Below are 14,545 nucleotides of genomic sequence, written 5' to 3' on the forward strand. Positions count from 1 at the left end.
GAAAGAAAATTTACTCCCACATACAACGTCAAAAATGAAACAAAATAGGTGTTTTGCCAATTTATGATTGCGGAGTATCTTATTTTATAGATGCCAGTCAGATTAAAAAGCGCAAAATATGACACAATCCTTACATCCTGCCGCTCAAAAAGGCTTCAGCTCGGCTGCTGAACTTTATCAGCAAGTTAGACCCAATTATCCCGCAGAAATAGTAAGTTGGCTGCAAAATTGCCTACAAATACAGGAAAACTCTACTGTTATCGATCTTGGATCAGGTACTGGCAAATTCTTACCCTACTTAAAACAAACACATGCTGATGTTATTGCAGTTGAGCCAATTGGCGAGATGTTACAGCAGCTTCAACAAGTTTATCCTGATATCAAAACATTACAGGCTTTTAGCCATTCAATTCCTGTAGCAGACCATGAAATTGATGCGATTATTTGTGCACAATCTTTTCACTGGTTTGACAACTTCGATACCCTAACAGAAATGCATAGAGTATTAAAACCAAAAGGGCATTTAGGGCTCGTTTGGAATCAACGCGACGAACGTAAGGACTGGGTAAAAGCCTTAGCTGATTTTCTACTTCCACTTGAAGGAGACACACCTCGTTATCATAGTGAAAAGTGGAAACGTGTATTTGAACAACAAGATTTGTTTGTATTTGATAGCCTACAAACATTCACACAGTCACAACACGGTTCTGTCGAACAAGTCGTGAGTAAACGTTTACTCTCTACGAGTTTTATTGCTGCAATGACTGAAAAAGATCAATTACAACTCAAAGCACAGTTTGAAAAAATTGTTTATGATTTTACGGGATTAGGTCCTCAAGATCAGATTGATTTCCCATATGTTACATATGCATATCACTTTCAGAAAAGTACGTTACCCGTTAAATAATTAGTGAATAGGTTTGGTTGAAAAGTTATGAAGAAGAAAACATCTCAAATCATTTTAATGTCTTTGCTTTGCTCTAGCCTATTTCTTACTGCTTGTAAAAAAGCAGATGAGCCTGCTAAGACGGAGCAACCTTCTGCCACCTCATCTACCGATCAGGTGTTAGAAAAACTGAATGAAAGACCTGTTAAGACATTCCCTGCCACTGCTGATGATGCACACGATATTGCACTGTTAGAGGATTATGACCGTCGCTTTACAGAAATGAGTGACGAGATGGAAAGTGAATTAGCAAAAATGCATGAAGCTGGAACCCTCACTACAGAGTTTGAGCAACAGCGTACTCTCGATAATGTGCGCTCTTCTCTGACCATGTTAAAAGATTTAGATTTAAAAACTGAGCAAGGCCGTTACATTCAGGGTCTACTTTATCAATATTGGGAAAACCAAGAAAAACACTTGAGTGATAAGCAAGCCAATAAAGATGAACAGATCAATGATCTTGCCGACTATTTACAAGCGCAAAATCAATTAAAATATTGGAAAGCATCGCAACAGAAATAAGTAATATAGTGCTTATAAAAAAGCCTTCATATTTATGAAGGCTTTTTAAATTATATATTTTGCTTTTCAACCCAATGAATAGATTGCACACGAAATAGTTCACAAGCACCATCACCTGTATCAGTTGGTGTAAGCGACGATTTCCAGACTAAATTTTTGTCTTTAATCTCGACAAGGTCACCTTTTAGATAAACTAAATCACCACGTTTAACCTGTTTAATCTGCTGAGCAATTTCAGGATTTGCAGGAATAATGTGCATGTTAGACACCATTTGCATTGCTTGCTCTGCTGGAACAGGTAATTTAGGAATTTTCCAGTTTAAATAACGGTCATATTGTTTCACTGAAATATGACGTGCGATTTCAGGCTGGGCAAACAATCCCCAACTTACTGCATAGTCGATAGGAGAAAATTTAGCTTGTTCATCATTTTGATAAACTTTTGAACCCAGAATTCTGAAATTTCCTTGAAAAGGCTGTAATACAGAAATAGATTGGTCTTTTTCTATCGGGCTCAAACCGTTGGCAATATTGTATGCGCTTGAGGACGATGCAAATGCTGAACTCATGCCAATAGCAGCTAGTAAGCCCATCATCAAACGTTGTTTTTTCATCGTGTTACACCTCAAATATTGCTAGATCAAAATGAATAGATCTTCAATTTATAATAGCTTTAAGCGATGAAAAAAATATCGAAATTTAGTAACAATACAGATCAATTTCGTCTATTTTTGTGCTGAATTAAACAGCTTGTTAATCTTCGAAATCTATTCTCAACGTTTCAAAACGAACCTTACCTTGTTGAACAGCTTGAGCAATTGCCTGTTGGCCTTTAGTGAGTCTAGCACCGCCACTTTTTACATCGAGTAAAATAATATTGATATCTTCTGCCGTACCATCGCCATCGCGAAAATCGGTATATCCATCAAAAATAATATAGTCCACCGGATCACCCATGAATTTTGCATCACTTGGTAAATATTGAAATTCAGGTAAAACTGGAGCAAATTGTTCTGCCATTTTTCCTTTCAATACCGCACGACTTGTATTTACACTTCTCTTTTGCGCTTGAGTAAGGGCTTGTTGATGCTCTAATTCAAGTTCAGCAATATATTGCTCATATTCAGCCCGAATTCGTCCATTACGTGTATTTGATAGAATAAGAGTCGTGAGAATAATTCCAATACCAGCACCAATAAGCATGGCAAGCCATACAGACATAAATTTTCCTTAGCAAACACAAATCAACATGACAGATCTGCAATCATATCTAAAATAACGAAACAGCTTAAACTTTTGTCAAATGCGGTCATCTACTTCTAACAAAAAGATGCTAAGGTATAAAACATAAACAAATGTGCTGCTGAAAATAATTGGATTTATGAAAACGATACTTATTGCAAATCAAAAGGGCGGATGCGGAAAAACCATGACAGCCATTACGTTGGCAACGGCATTGGCACAAAAAGGATATAAGGTAGCATTAGCAGATTCAGATAATCAGAAGTCAGCTTTACAATGGTTAAAACAGCGCCCTGATACAGTTGCGGCGATCCAAAGCCTAGACTGGCGTCATGAAAAATCAATTGGCGATGCTCCAAAAAATCTGGACTATTTAATTATTGATGCACCTGGTGCTCTTTCAGGTGAACATGCTGAACAGCTCATTAGTGAAGCTCATGCCATTATTACCCCACTTCAGCCTTCATTTTTTGATATAGATAGTACTCGTCGCTTTTTGAAGCATTTACAAGATATTAAACGTATTCGCAAAGGCAAAGTTCAGATTTTACTTCTTGCTAATCGCGTAAAACCAAACAGTGCCAGCTCAAAAGATATTCAACAGTTTTTTGAAAAAATTGAACAAGAACCTGTGGCATGGATTGCTGAACGCACTGCATATGGCAGTTTGGCAATGCAGGGCTTGAGTATTTTTGATAAACCGCAAAAAAACTTTATTACTATTCAAAATCAATGGCAACCCGTTCTAAACAAGTTGATTGAAGATAAAGCTGAATGGTTTTAAAGGACTTTTGTCCTCTAAAACTGCATGTATAAGGTTCTTTACATTAGAGCCTTAAAATTTGCCTCAGGTTATTTTTCAGTTAATATGACTTTATTCTATGTAGAAAATTAGAGAAATATTGTTCGTGCATCCATACGCTCCTAATTTACAGCGCGTTTTATTGTTTGGGCTGTTTTTTATTTTGATTTTTTTAGGATTTAATATCCTGAAATATTTTATTGTTCCTGTACTTTGGGCTGCCATCATTGCTTATATGACTTGGCCTATTTATTTAAGAATTCAGCGTTTTTTTGGAGAAAGCCGTAATACTTTAAATGCAACACTCATGATTAGTCTGGTCATTTTGGTTGTTGGTATCCCTTTTACATGTGCTATTTTCATTTTACAGCATGAAGGACGCAACTTATATTTTGACTTACAACGTCAGGTTTTTTCTGGTCATTTAAGCGTACCGGATTTTATACGTAATCTTCCTTTTGTCGGTAAAGAAATTTCTCGTACACTCAATGAGTTAAATAACGATCCTAATAGTACGATTCAAAATATTGCAGCTTGGGTACAAAGCCATTTAAGTTATGGCCGCGTGTTGCTCGGTGAAATTAGTAAAAATATTGTCAAACTTGGCTTTGCCGTATTTAGCCTATTTTTCTTCTATCGTGATGGTCAGCTCATTTTATCTCAGGTGAGCAAAGCTTTAGAGATGATCATTGGGCCTCGGATTCATCATTATCTTGATACGATTTCCGAGACAACTCGTGCAGTCGTTTATGGGGTGGGTTTAACTGCTATTGCTCAAGCTGTTTTAGCTGGATTAAGTTACTTCGTAGCAGGTGTACCAAACCCTATGGTCCTCACCATCGCTACTTTTTTATTGGCTTTAATTCCATTTGGTACTCCAATTTCTTATTTAGGCGTTGGCTTATGGTTGTTCTCTCAGGGACAAACTATGGAAGCGATTGGTGTTGTCGTTTGGGGTGTATTGATTGTCAGTAGTTCAGATAATGTTATTAGACCACTTGTGATTTCTGGTGCCACCAAAATTCCATTCTTATTAATTATGTTTGGTGTGTTGGGTGGTATTGCGAGTTTTGGCTTAGTAGGTCTATTTATTGGTCCTGTAATTTTAGCTATTTTATTAGCAATTTGGCGTGAATGGCTACATGAAACGATTGAGCCTGAACCTATGCCAAAAACCACTATGATTTATGATTCTGATAATGAGTCTTCAGCTGATAAAGAGTGACTTCATTATTTAATTTAAAAATGTTTCTAGATACAAATTAACTATTTAAATTAACTTGTAGGTTAGACCTGCGTTTGTTTGAATCAAACAATCATATAGATTTATAAGGACATCCAATCATGCAGATGTTTAATAAAATTGGTGCAGTTTGTGCGCTTACGGCTCTTTTCACGGTTGGCTGTAGCTCAGTCACAAAAACTGTATCCGATACGGCTCAAGCATTAACCACAATGCATACAAAAAAAGTGGTTGATGTAAATGAAGTAACTGCTAACGGTATTGGTAAAAAAATAGGTACCATTAGCTTTCAAGATAGCGACAAAGGTTTAATTATCACCCCTGCTCTTGCTGACTTACCAAGTGGTACTCGTGGTTTCCATATTCATGAAAACGCCTCTTGTGCACCTGCTGTAAAAGATGGGAAACCTGGCGCTGCTTTAGCTGCGGGTAGTCACTATAACCCGAACCAAGCACCTCATCACGGTACTCCAACCACTGGCCATTTAGGTGATCTACCTGTTTTAGTGGTCGACAACACAGGTGTTGCAACAACGGCCGTAATCGCACCTCGATTGAAACTTGCTGATATTAAGGGTCGAGCTATTATGATCCATGCGGGTGGCGACAATTACTCAGACTCACCTCAACCTCTTGGCGGTGGCGGAGCACGAATTGCGTGTGGTGTGATTAAATAATTGATGCCCTTGTTTAATTGTGGGTATCTAAAAAGATATCCACAATTTTGCTAATTTATTAATCATTAAGACTTGATCTTAAGTTTCATAAAATTTTAAAAAGTGACTGACTTTTGTAGATAAAAAGAATAATATTTTTGAAGTAATAAAATTTAAAGTTACATACTGCTTTCTCACGTATTCTCTAATTTAGAACAAAAAGCCGTGAATTATCTGACCCAAATATTTAATAGCTTTAAGACAAACTCTATTTTAATTTATTGCCTGCAAATTCTGATTGTACTCACTGGCACAACTTTAGGTTTGCTTTGGCTGGGCTATAATCAACTGATTGTTCCAGTAACCTTAGGGGCAATTGCAGCAGCATTAACAGACTTTGATGATCGCTTAAGCATTCGATTACGCAACTTGGTCTATGTCTGTCTGCTCTTTTCTACAGTCAGTAGTATTCTCGGCTTTTTAGCTCCTTACAAAATTTTCTTTATTTTATATCTCTCTATCTCAAGTGCTTTTTTCATATTACTAGGCGCATTAGGGCAACGTTATGCCACGATTTCTTTTGGTACAATTTTGCTTTCTATTTATAGTATGTTCGGTTTAGGCGAATATACACATTGGTATCAACAACCTACCTATTTTGTTTATGGTGCTCTGTGGTACGGTTTAACTTCTATTTTATTTTTTATTATTAAACCTACACTTCCCTTACAAGACAAACTCTCACAAATCTTTCAAGAAATTTCTGCTCTACTGCAAGCGAAAGCACGTTTGTTTGATCCAGACAATAAAGAGAATGTAGAACAGCTTTTATATGAACTGTCCTTACAAAATACGCAAGTTGCCCAAAGTCTTAATCAAATACGCAGTTCACTCCTTACTCGACTCAAAGCTTCAAGAGTCAGTAATAAAAGTATCTATTGGCTAAACCTATATTTTTTCGCACGAGATATTCACGAGCAAGCAACTTCAAATTATTTACATTACGAACATATTCAACAGAATTTTAGCCGTAGTGATCTTATTTTCCGTTTCCAGAAAAATCTACGCTTACAAGCACAAGCGTGCCAAGATCTAGCTCAGTGTATTTTGCATAATCGACCATCTCAGCCATCGCTAGAAAGCCGAACCGTATTAAACCATTTAGAAAGTTCTTTAAAGGACTGGATACAACAGCATCCACAAAATTTTGAAGTTAAAAATTTAAAACTTATTTTTGATAATTTAAAAGGAATGCATGAACAGTTTGAACAACTACAATATGCACAACCCGTCCCTGAAAATAATACCCAAACAAGACAAGAACACTTAAATTTACTTGATGATGATATTCAAGGATTTTCAGATCTTATCTTAAAACTTCGGCAACAACTTACGCCGCAGTCAGCCCTGTTTAGACATGCCATACGGATTGCTGTGGTTTTTGCCGCAGGTTATGCGATTTCGTTATTACCCTTTGCGCAGCATGGATACTGGATTTTACTGACCAGTTTGTTTGTTTGTCAGATTACTTATTTTGCGACTAAAAGCCGACTTAAATTAAGAACGATTGGTACCGTACTTGGTGTTTTATTAGGAATACCTATTTTATATTTTGTACCGAGTATTGAAGGCCAGCTCATTCTTACCATTATTTGTGGAGTTAGCTTTTTCTACTTACGCCAGAAGAAATATGCTTTAGCCACAGTCATGGCTACCCTTATGGTATTGCTCATTTTCAACTTAAAAGGTGCAGGTTACAGCATTATTTTACCTCGCCTAATCGATACCTTATTAGGCTGCTTTATTGCATGGCTTGCCGTAAACTTTATTTGGCCCGACTGGAACTTTCGAAACATCCCCAACAATATTAATAAAAGCAGCAAAGCCACCTTAGATTATTTCAATGTGATTGTTGAACAATATCAATATGGAAAAAATCAGGATATAGAGTACCGCCGAATTCGTCGTGCTGCGCATAATGCTCAAATCGAGCTATCAAATATGATCTCGAGTTTAAGTGCCGAACCGAACCCTAACCCTCAACTCATCCATTATGCTTTTCGTTATTTGGTTTATAGCCACAGCCAACTGAGTTACGTAGCAGCGTTAGGAAGTCAGCGTCAAAAAATTGATGATGAGCAGATTTTGCAATTATTGTTACGCTGCCAGCAAATTATAAGCCAGAGTGTTCTTGAGCAGTCACTTCCCGACCCGAAGCTTATTGAACAAACCTTACAAGAAATTCAAAGCATAACTGAACATGAACACCTTTCTGAAAAATATATATTAGTCTTGAAACAAATCACTTTATTGTTAGAAACTTTGCCTGAATTATTAACGCTTAAAGGCAAACTTTTAGAACAAGAGATTAAGTAGAATAAAAAAATACCGGAATATAAATTCCGGTATTTTTTTATTTAATTATTGCCTTGTTGCAGCCTTTCTTGCATTTCCTGCTTTAAAGCACTTCGCGGTTGGCTAAACCAAAGAGCAATAAAGGAAAATGCAGACAATGCAAAAGCCCATAAATGAAATTGCGTATAGAGATAACGTACTAGCTCAATCATTGCAAAGAAGCTCATCATCAGCAACATCGAAACTGCTGCGGCAACTGTTCCTTTTGATACTTCAGATGACATGAGTGCAAAACGATATAAGACTGAGAAACTAATCCCTTCACCAAAACAAATCAGAGTCATACCTGTAAGCAAACAAGGTATGAGATAGGTTTGCCATACCACACCTAGTATTAAAATAAGTGTACCCAACAGCATAATAGGCAAACCCATCATGACCGTTCTACCCAAAGGTAAACGGTCAATAATTTTGATTAAGACAATGTTGCCTATAATTAAACCCAAAAATACAGGGAATTGAGCTAAACCATATTGCACACTGGTAAGCTTTAATTCATCTACTAAAATGATTGGAGATAAAGCAATCCATAACATTAAAGGCATGCCCACTAAGGGTAATGCAAGGCTTAGACCCAAAAAACGGCGGTTGGTAAACACCTTCTTAAAGTCATCAAAAAGATAACTAAAGGGTTGCTTAGTTACACTGACTTGCTGGCTTGGCATCTGTTTTTTCAACCCGATCCAACTGAGTAATGCCAATACAGCGATGGCGACAAAGCCCCAATGCCATGACACATAATCAATTAAGAAAGCGCCAAGTACAGGTCCGAGCAAGGGCGCAAGCAATGAGATATTTGCCATGAGTGCCATGACTTTAATTGCATCACGCTCAGCAAAACTTTCTTGAATGGCCGCATAACCAACAGCTGAAATTACGGTTAAGCCAATTCCCTGCAAAAATCTTAAAGCTAGGAATTGCTCGATTTGCGTCGTCAGTAAAATTAAAAAGCAGCATAGAGCAAAGAATAAAACTCCTGCTAATAGTACTTTTTTACGTCCGAGACGGTCCGACAAAGGTCCAAGTAACCATGCAACAGATGCACCACCTAATAAATAAAATGACATCGAAGATGGTGCCCAAGTTGCACTTACACCAAAATCTTCAGTAATTGCCAACATGGCTGGCTGAATCAGGTCATTACCAATATAAACCGCAAATTCAAATAGCACTAAGGCCAAAGGAAACATCAACGTTGTACGGTTCAACGTTGCCGTTTGAATATTTTTCATGAGTTGTACACTTCAAAATAGCGGCCATATGTCTCTATGACTACCTATAAAATAAGATGTAGTCATGACGATGACATGTATGGTCAATCAATCTTTAGTTAAGTTGTTATATGCCGTGAGAGTGCATGTTTAGAGTGTGAAACACCGTATTCACAAGGTGTCTAAAACGAGAAAAAATATATGACGTGAGATTCGGTAATTTTTACCAATTGGCACTATTGCCGAGCGCAACAATAGCACTTTTTAAATTGATCAGCAATCATGCAATTTCAAGAAGCTTAAATTTCAGTTTTTTACACAAAAAGGCATGCAAATTATGGTTGTGCACAAACTCAAAGTTATCCACATATTTGATAAAAAATTAAGCATCATGGACAAGGGTTAACTTGAAAGTCTGTAGTTTCCTCCCCTTTTGTACATTGATAACTTTGCTTTTTATTCACAATTTTCCAGATTTGCTGATCTCTTTTTAATAAATATTCAGTACGTGTTTTCGACACTGCATCTGGACTAGGCTCTGTTTGTAAAATAGTAACTTGCGCATTGGAAGGATCATCTGCAGCATTCATTTGCTGCGAAATATCTAAATTGGTTGCATCATTTAAAAGATCTGGTTGATCAAATAATACAGCCTGTATCGGACTATCAGCAAGTTGAGTTGAAGATTTTTGAGGCGGAGCACAAGCCGTTAATATGCTTAAGCTGAAAATAATCAACAAACAATTTTTTTTCATTATCCTTCCCCTCTATTTACCCAAAATTAATGCTAAAGCTAATAGGCCACTTTTTCCTTTTGAGCTTTGTAAATAGTCATAAATTTATTGATATTAATTAGTTATATTAATATCAAATAAAAATCCCACAATAATTATTGATTTTTTGTCAACAATATTTTTCCAATTCATGCATTTTTCTACAACAGTAAATTTCATACAGTAGGCGTCAAATACAGGAATTTAATGAGAGCAACCTCCATGAGTAAGATTTTAGTGATTAATGGCGCTAAACAATTTGCCCATTCAAACGGTGAATTAAATGACACATTAACCACCCTCGCAACTACACATCTCACGGAACTCGGACACGAAGTTCAGGTCACCCGTGCAGACAGCAATTATGATGCTGAAAGTGAAGTTGAAAAATACTTGTGGGCAGATGTCGTTATTTACCAGATGCCAGGCTGGTGGATGGGTGCACCTTGGACAGTCAAAAAATATATTGATGATGTGTTTACCACAGGCCATGGTTCCCTTTATGCAAGTGATGGTCGTAGCCGTTCTGATGCCTCAAAAAAATATGGTTCAGGTGGTTTAATTCATGACAAAAAATATATGCTATCACTCACCTGGAATGCACCGATGGAAGCATTTGACGATGCAGATCAGTTCTTCCATGGCATAGGGGTAGACGGCGTTTATTTACCATTTCATAAAGCCAATCAATTCTTAGGCATGAGTACGCTTCCAACGTTTATTGTAAACGACGTAATTAAAATGCCTGACGTTGATAGTTATGTTGAAGAATATAAAGCACATTTAAATACTGTATTTGCAGCAGCCTAATAAGGAGAAATCCATGCTAACCATTATTGCGGAAATTCGTACTAAATCGGGTGGACAGCATCGCCAGAACGTATTGGATGCCTTTCAAAAAATCATTCCAACTGTTTTAGCAGAAGATGGTTGTCATGGTTATGAACCTTTAGTTGATCACAAATCAAATGCGAGCTTCCAAACTCACGAGCCTGATACGATTGTCATGCTAGAAAAATGGCAAAGTGTGGCCCATCTTGAAGCGCATTTAGCGACGTCTCATATGCAAGCACATCATGAAGCAGTTAAAGATGATGTAGTTGACGTTAAAATTAAAATTTTAGAAAGTGGCGTATAACTTAGCCTATAAAAAAGACGATATATTTATCATCTTTTTTTTATATTTTAAGAACAAAGCTGGGTCTGGAACCCTCTAGAGCCTTTCCCTCTCGCACATTGATAGCTCTTTTGCTTATTTTGCAATTGCCACTTTTCATCAATCAATTTAAATGAATATTCTGTTCGGATTGCAGAAACAGAATCATCCATTAAACCAGTTTGAATCACGGTAATACGGGAAACAGTTGGAGATTCTACGCGGTTAAATACTTGCTGAACTGATGTATTGTTGTGCTCTTTTGCAATCTCGGGTTGAGCTTTAAGTACTTGTTGCATTGGGGTATCAGAACCCACAAAAGGAATTAATTTACTGGTCGTCGCACACCCAGTGAAAAGTCCAGCACAAAGCGCTGAAATTAAAAATAAACGTTGCATACTTATCACCAAAAACAAAAGCCATAGCTTTATGATGCTATGGCTTTGTCGGTTACTCTGTAGAAACTATGTAGTCCTACAAAATAGATCTAACTTAAAGATCAAATAATTTACCTGGATTCATTAGACCATTCGGATCAAATACTTTTTTCAAAGCTTTCATATATTCAATTTCTTCAGGCGAACGTGAATATTCCAAATATGGCTTTTTCGTCATACCGACACCATGTTCAGCAGAGATTGAACCGTCATATTTTTTGACGGTATCAAACACATATTTATTCACAACCTGACATTTCGCAAAGAACTCATCTTTGGTTAAGTTTTCAGGTTTTAAAATATTTAAGTGCAAGTTACCGTCACCGATATGACCGAACCAACAGATTTCAAAGTCTGGATAGTTTTCTTGAACAATCGCATCAATTTCACGAATAAATGCAGGCACGTGAGTAATTAATACTGAGATATCGTTTTTATATGGAATAAACGGCGCGATTGATTCAGAGATATCTTCACGTAAACGCCATAAACTTTCTACTTGGTCAAGGCTCTGGCTCATTACGCCATCAAGTACCCAACCCTGCTCCATACAATGCTCGAAAATTTCCATTGCTTTATCGAGAATCGGCTCATATGGTGCTTCAAACTCAAGTAATACATAGAACGGACATTGAGTTTCAAATGGGCGTTGTACATGTCCATGATCTAAAACTTTTTGCATTGCAAGTTCACCAAAGAACTCAAATGCCGTTAAATCGATATCTTTTTGGAACGCATGTAATACAGGCATTACTGCATCAAAGTCAGGAACACCTAAAACTAAAACTTGTAAGTTTTGTGGCTGACGCTCAAGTTTAATTTCTGCTTCAGTGACTAAACCTAATGTGCCCTCACCACCAATAAACAAATGCTGTAATGCATAACCAGTTGCATTTTTAACCATACCTTTGTTTAAACGTAGAATATCGCCTTTACCAGTCACTACGGTTAAACCAAGCACCCAGTTACGTGTCATGCCATATTTAATAACTTTAATCCCACCGGCATTTGTTCCGATATTACCGCCAATCTGGCTAGAACCTGCTGACGCAAAGTCCACTGGATAATACATGCCTTGTTCTTCTGCATAATTCTGCAATTGCTCAGTCACAACACCAGCTTGGACACGAACCATACGATCTGCCGGGAAGAACTCAAGAATTTGGTTCATTTTGTCCATGCTAATGACAATTTCACCATTGGTTGCTACTGCACCGGCAGAGAGACCGGTACGACCACCTGACGGTGTAATCGCAACATTAAACTGATTCGCAAGCTTTACAACTGCCTGAACTTGTTCAGTCGTTGACGGAAAAACGATGACCGATGGGTTCGGATTAAAATGCTTGGTATGATCTTTACCCCAGTTTTCGAGACTATCAGCATCGATTTTAATACGGTTTTCACCGACGATTGCTGTTAATTGGGTGAGTAACTCAGGTGTTAAAGCGACTGGAGCATTCATCGTTTGCAGACCTAGCAAGAAGTAAACTGTGGTGGGACTATGACCTCATAATTCTCAAGGTTCTCACCTGAGCAAAGCCATAATGTTCTAGGAACTCCTATATTCTACATGTATCCGCGCAAGCGATAAAGTTCAGAATAGAGATACTGTCACTACAAAACATGTTTAACGTAAATAAATACTTCCTATGGGGCTTTCAGAGAAAAATCGCATTTAACTAACAGACAAAGCATATTTTTAAATGCTCGACAAGCCCATAAACAGAAGTGATTAGACATAGATAAAATTGCCATAAGGCGATGGTATAAACGAAATATCTATAGCGCTGCCCAGTATGTTATTATACCGCCACCAAATTTGGCCTTTGTAGCGGAGCCGTAATGAGCCAACATCTTTCACTACCTAAAGATAAAATCCGTTTCCTTTTGTTAGAAGGCGTTCATCAAAACGCAGTCGATACTCTAAACGCTGCGGGTTACACCAATATTGACTATCGTAAAACTGCTCTTGAAGGCGAAGCGCTTAAAGAAGCAATTAAAGAAGCTCACTTTATTGGTATTCGTTCGCGTACCCAATTGACTGAAGAAGTTTTCGAAGCTGCAAATAAATTGATCGCTGTAGGTTGTTTCTGTATCGGAACAAACCAAGTTGATCTTAAAGCAGCAATGGCACGTGGTATTCCTGTATTTAACGCACCGTATTCAAATACGCGTTCGGTTGCAGAGCTTGTACTTGCCCAAACAATTCTTCTTCTTCGCCGTGTTCCTGAAAAATCGGCGGCTTGTCATCGTGGTGGTTGGGACAAGTCTGCTGTCGGTTCTTTTGAAACTCGTGGCAAAACTTTAGGTATTGTGGGTTACGGTTCCATCGGTTCTCAACTTTCAGTTCTTGCTGAAAGCCTAGGTATGCATGTCATTTATTATGATGCAGTAACTAAATTACCGATGGGTAATGCTCGCCAAGTTGGTTCTCTAGATGAACTTTTAGCAACTGCAGATGTTGTAACGTTACATGTGCCAGATGTTCCATCTACACGCAACTTCTTCACTAAAGAACAATTTGCGAAAATGAAAGAAGGCGCAATTTTCTTAAATGCTGCACGTGGTACATGTGTAGTGATTGAAGATTTAGCTGATGCAATCAAATCTGGTCATATTGCTGGTGCAGCGGTTGACGTATTCCCGAAAGAGCCAAAAGCAAATGGTGAAGAATTCCAGTCTCCACTTCGCGGCTTAGACAACGTGATTTTAACTCCTCACGTTGGCGGTTCAACTATGGAAGCGCAAGCAAACATCGGTTTAGAAGTTGCAGAGAAATTTGTTGCTTACTCTGACAAAGGTATGACACTTTCTGCGGTTAACTTCCCAGAAATCGCATTGCCATTGACAGCTGGCCAACACCGTTTATTGCACATCCACAAAAACGTGCCAGGCGTATTGTCTAAAATCAACAACTTGTTTGCTGAACAAGGCATCAACATTTCTGGTCAATCACTTATGACTAAAGGTGACATCGGTTACTTGGTCATGGACGTTGATGCTTCTGCTTCTCAAGAAGCTTTAGATATGTTGCATGAAGTTGAAGGTACAATTCGCGTGCGCGTATTGTTCTAATACGAACTGTAAATTAAAAAGCCACAGCAATGTCTGTGGCTTTTTTATGGGCATTTACATTATC

General features: G+C 37.7%; 15 protein-coding genes. 9 read left to right on the forward strand and 6 right to left on the reverse strand.

Features of this window, described 5'->3' with window-relative positions:
- Positions 1–118 precede the first annotated feature (118 nt).
- Positions 119–907: a class I SAM-dependent methyltransferase gene (locus tag AWW73_RS16530; protein ID WP_062850195.1), complete on the forward strand. Its 789-nt coding sequence runs from the start codon at positions 119–121 to the stop codon at positions 905–907.
- 27 nt (positions 908–934) lie between these two features.
- Positions 935–1,468, forward strand: coding sequence for a hypothetical protein (locus tag AWW73_RS16535; protein WP_016143616.1), 534 nt, complete (start codon positions 935–937; stop codon positions 1,466–1,468).
- 50 nt (positions 1,469–1,518) lie between these two features.
- On the opposite strand, the gene AWW73_RS16540 is transcribed toward AWW73_RS16535, so the two are convergent.
- Together AWW73_RS16540 and AWW73_RS16545 are read right to left on the reverse strand one after the other, a co-directional pair.
- Positions 1,519–2,082 carry a hypothetical protein gene (locus AWW73_RS16540; protein ID WP_016143617.1) on the reverse strand — a complete coding sequence of 188 codons (564 nt, stop codon included), beginning with the start codon at positions 2,080–2,082 and terminating at the stop codon, positions 1,519–1,521.
- A gap of 139 nt (positions 2,083–2,221) precedes the next feature.
- Positions 2,222–2,689, reverse strand: a complete 468-nt coding sequence (locus tag AWW73_RS16545; protein ID WP_016143618.1) for a Holliday junction resolvase-like protein — start codon at positions 2,687–2,689, stop codon at positions 2,222–2,224.
- Positions 2,690–2,849: 160 nt separating this feature from the next.
- Between AWW73_RS16545 and AWW73_RS16550 the strand changes: the two genes are divergently transcribed.
- From AWW73_RS16550 to yccS, 4 genes are all read left to right on the forward strand, one after another.
- Positions 2,850–3,494: a ParA family protein gene (locus tag AWW73_RS16550; protein ID WP_031949478.1), complete on the forward strand. Its 645-nt coding sequence runs from the start codon at positions 2,850–2,852 to the stop codon at positions 3,492–3,494.
- Positions 3,495–3,618: 124 nt separating this feature from the next.
- Entirely contained in the window at positions 3,619–4,737 is a 1,119-nt protein-coding gene (locus AWW73_RS16555; protein ID WP_031949479.1) for an AI-2E family transporter, read from the forward strand.
- A 125-nt stretch (positions 4,738–4,862) separates the two neighbouring features.
- Positions 4,863–5,432, forward strand: a complete 570-nt coding sequence (sodC, locus tag AWW73_RS16560) for a superoxide dismutase family protein (RefSeq protein WP_079748571.1) — start codon at positions 4,863–4,865, stop codon at positions 5,430–5,432.
- Positions 5,433–5,636: 204 nt separating this feature from the next.
- Positions 5,637–7,787 carry a YccS family putative transporter gene (yccS, locus tag AWW73_RS16565; RefSeq protein ID WP_062850196.1) on the forward strand — a complete coding sequence of 717 codons (2,151 nt, stop codon included), beginning with the start codon at positions 5,637–5,639 and terminating at the stop codon, positions 7,785–7,787.
- Positions 7,788–7,828: 41 nt separating this feature from the next.
- Here the strand turns inward: yccS and craA are convergent, their stop codons facing one another.
- Both craA and AWW73_RS16575 read right to left on the reverse strand, forming a co-directional pair.
- The gene (craA, locus tag AWW73_RS16570) at positions 7,829–9,058 is read right to left on the reverse strand and encodes a chloramphenicol efflux MFS transporter CraA (protein ID WP_062850197.1); all 1,230 of its coding nucleotides are present in this window, start codon (positions 9,056–9,058) and stop codon (positions 7,829–7,831) included.
- Positions 9,059–9,426: 368 nt separating this feature from the next.
- Positions 9,427–9,795, reverse strand: a complete 369-nt coding sequence (locus AWW73_RS16575; protein ID WP_081409672.1) for a hypothetical protein — start codon at positions 9,793–9,795, stop codon at positions 9,427–9,429.
- Positions 9,796–10,032: 237 nt separating this feature from the next.
- Here AWW73_RS16575 and AWW73_RS16580 point away from each other — a divergent pair, with 237 nt between their 5' ends.
- Both AWW73_RS16580 and AWW73_RS16585 read left to right on the forward strand, forming a co-directional pair.
- On the forward strand, positions 10,033–10,620 hold the full coding sequence (locus AWW73_RS16580) for an NAD(P)H-dependent oxidoreductase (RefSeq protein WP_062850199.1): 588 nt from the start codon (positions 10,033–10,035) through the stop codon (positions 10,618–10,620).
- A gap of 13 nt (positions 10,621–10,633) precedes the next feature.
- Positions 10,634–10,948, forward strand: a complete 315-nt coding sequence (locus tag AWW73_RS16585; RefSeq protein ID WP_062850200.1) for a putative quinol monooxygenase — start codon at positions 10,634–10,636, stop codon at positions 10,946–10,948.
- Between the two features lie 47 nt (positions 10,949–10,995).
- Here AWW73_RS16585 and AWW73_RS16590 read toward each other — a convergent pair whose 3' ends face one another.
- The gene (locus AWW73_RS16590; protein ID WP_062850201.1) at positions 10,996–11,364 is read right to left on the reverse strand and encodes a hypothetical protein; all 369 of its coding nucleotides are present in this window, start codon (positions 11,362–11,364) and stop codon (positions 10,996–10,998) included.
- Positions 11,365–11,458: 94 nt separating this feature from the next.
- Positions 11,459–12,868, reverse strand: a complete 1,410-nt coding sequence (locus AWW73_RS16595; RefSeq protein WP_062850202.1) for an FAD-binding oxidoreductase — start codon at positions 12,866–12,868, stop codon at positions 11,459–11,461.
- A gap of 380 nt (positions 12,869–13,248) precedes the next feature.
- Here AWW73_RS16595 and serA point away from each other — a divergent pair, with 380 nt between their 5' ends.
- The gene (gene serA, locus AWW73_RS16600) at positions 13,249–14,481 is read left to right on the forward strand and encodes a phosphoglycerate dehydrogenase (RefSeq protein WP_016143629.1); all 1,233 of its coding nucleotides are present in this window, start codon (positions 13,249–13,251) and stop codon (positions 14,479–14,481) included.
- Positions 14,482–14,545 lie beyond the last annotated feature (64 nt).

The organism is Acinetobacter lactucae (genome assembly GCF_001605885.1).
Taxonomy (GTDB): Bacteria; Pseudomonadota; Gammaproteobacteria; order Pseudomonadales; family Moraxellaceae; genus Acinetobacter; species Acinetobacter lactucae.

What these genes read in the sequence shown, in the direction of transcription:
- AWW73_RS16590 (WP_062850201.1), bottom strand. Translation starts at nt 11,364, where the DNA reads ATGCAACGTTTATTTTTAATTTCAGCGCTTTGTGCTGGACTTTTCACT.
- AWW73_RS16595 (WP_062850202.1), bottom strand. Translation starts at nt 12,868, where the DNA reads ATGAATGCTCCAGTCGCTTTAACACCTGAGTTACTCACCCAATTAACA.
- AWW73_RS16580 (WP_062850199.1), top strand. Translation starts at nt 10,033, where the DNA reads ATGAGTAAGATTTTAGTGATTAATGGCGCTAAACAATTTGCCCATTCA.
- AWW73_RS16530 (WP_062850195.1), top strand. Translation starts at nt 119, where the DNA reads ATGACACAATCCTTACATCCTGCCGCTCAAAAAGGCTTCAGCTCGGCT.
- AWW73_RS16550 (WP_031949478.1), top strand. Translation starts at nt 2,850, where the DNA reads ATGAAAACGATACTTATTGCAAATCAAAAGGGCGGATGCGGAAAAACC.
- AWW73_RS16535 (WP_016143616.1), top strand. Translation starts at nt 935, where the DNA reads ATGAAGAAGAAAACATCTCAAATCATTTTAATGTCTTTGCTTTGCTCT.
- sodC (WP_079748571.1), top strand. Translation starts at nt 4,863, where the DNA reads ATGTTTAATAAAATTGGTGCAGTTTGTGCGCTTACGGCTCTTTTCACG.
- AWW73_RS16585 (WP_062850200.1), top strand. Translation starts at nt 10,634, where the DNA reads ATGCTAACCATTATTGCGGAAATTCGTACTAAATCGGGTGGACAGCAT.
- AWW73_RS16540 (WP_016143617.1), bottom strand. Translation starts at nt 2,082, where the DNA reads ATGAAAAAACAACGTTTGATGATGGGCTTACTAGCTGCTATTGGCATG.
- craA (WP_062850197.1), bottom strand. Translation starts at nt 9,058, where the DNA reads ATGAAAAATATTCAAACGGCAACGTTGAACCGTACAACGTTGATGTTT.
- serA (WP_016143629.1), top strand. Translation starts at nt 13,249, where the DNA reads ATGAGCCAACATCTTTCACTACCTAAAGATAAAATCCGTTTCCTTTTG.
- AWW73_RS16545 (WP_016143618.1), bottom strand. Translation starts at nt 2,689, where the DNA reads ATGTCTGTATGGCTTGCCATGCTTATTGGTGCTGGTATTGGAATTATT.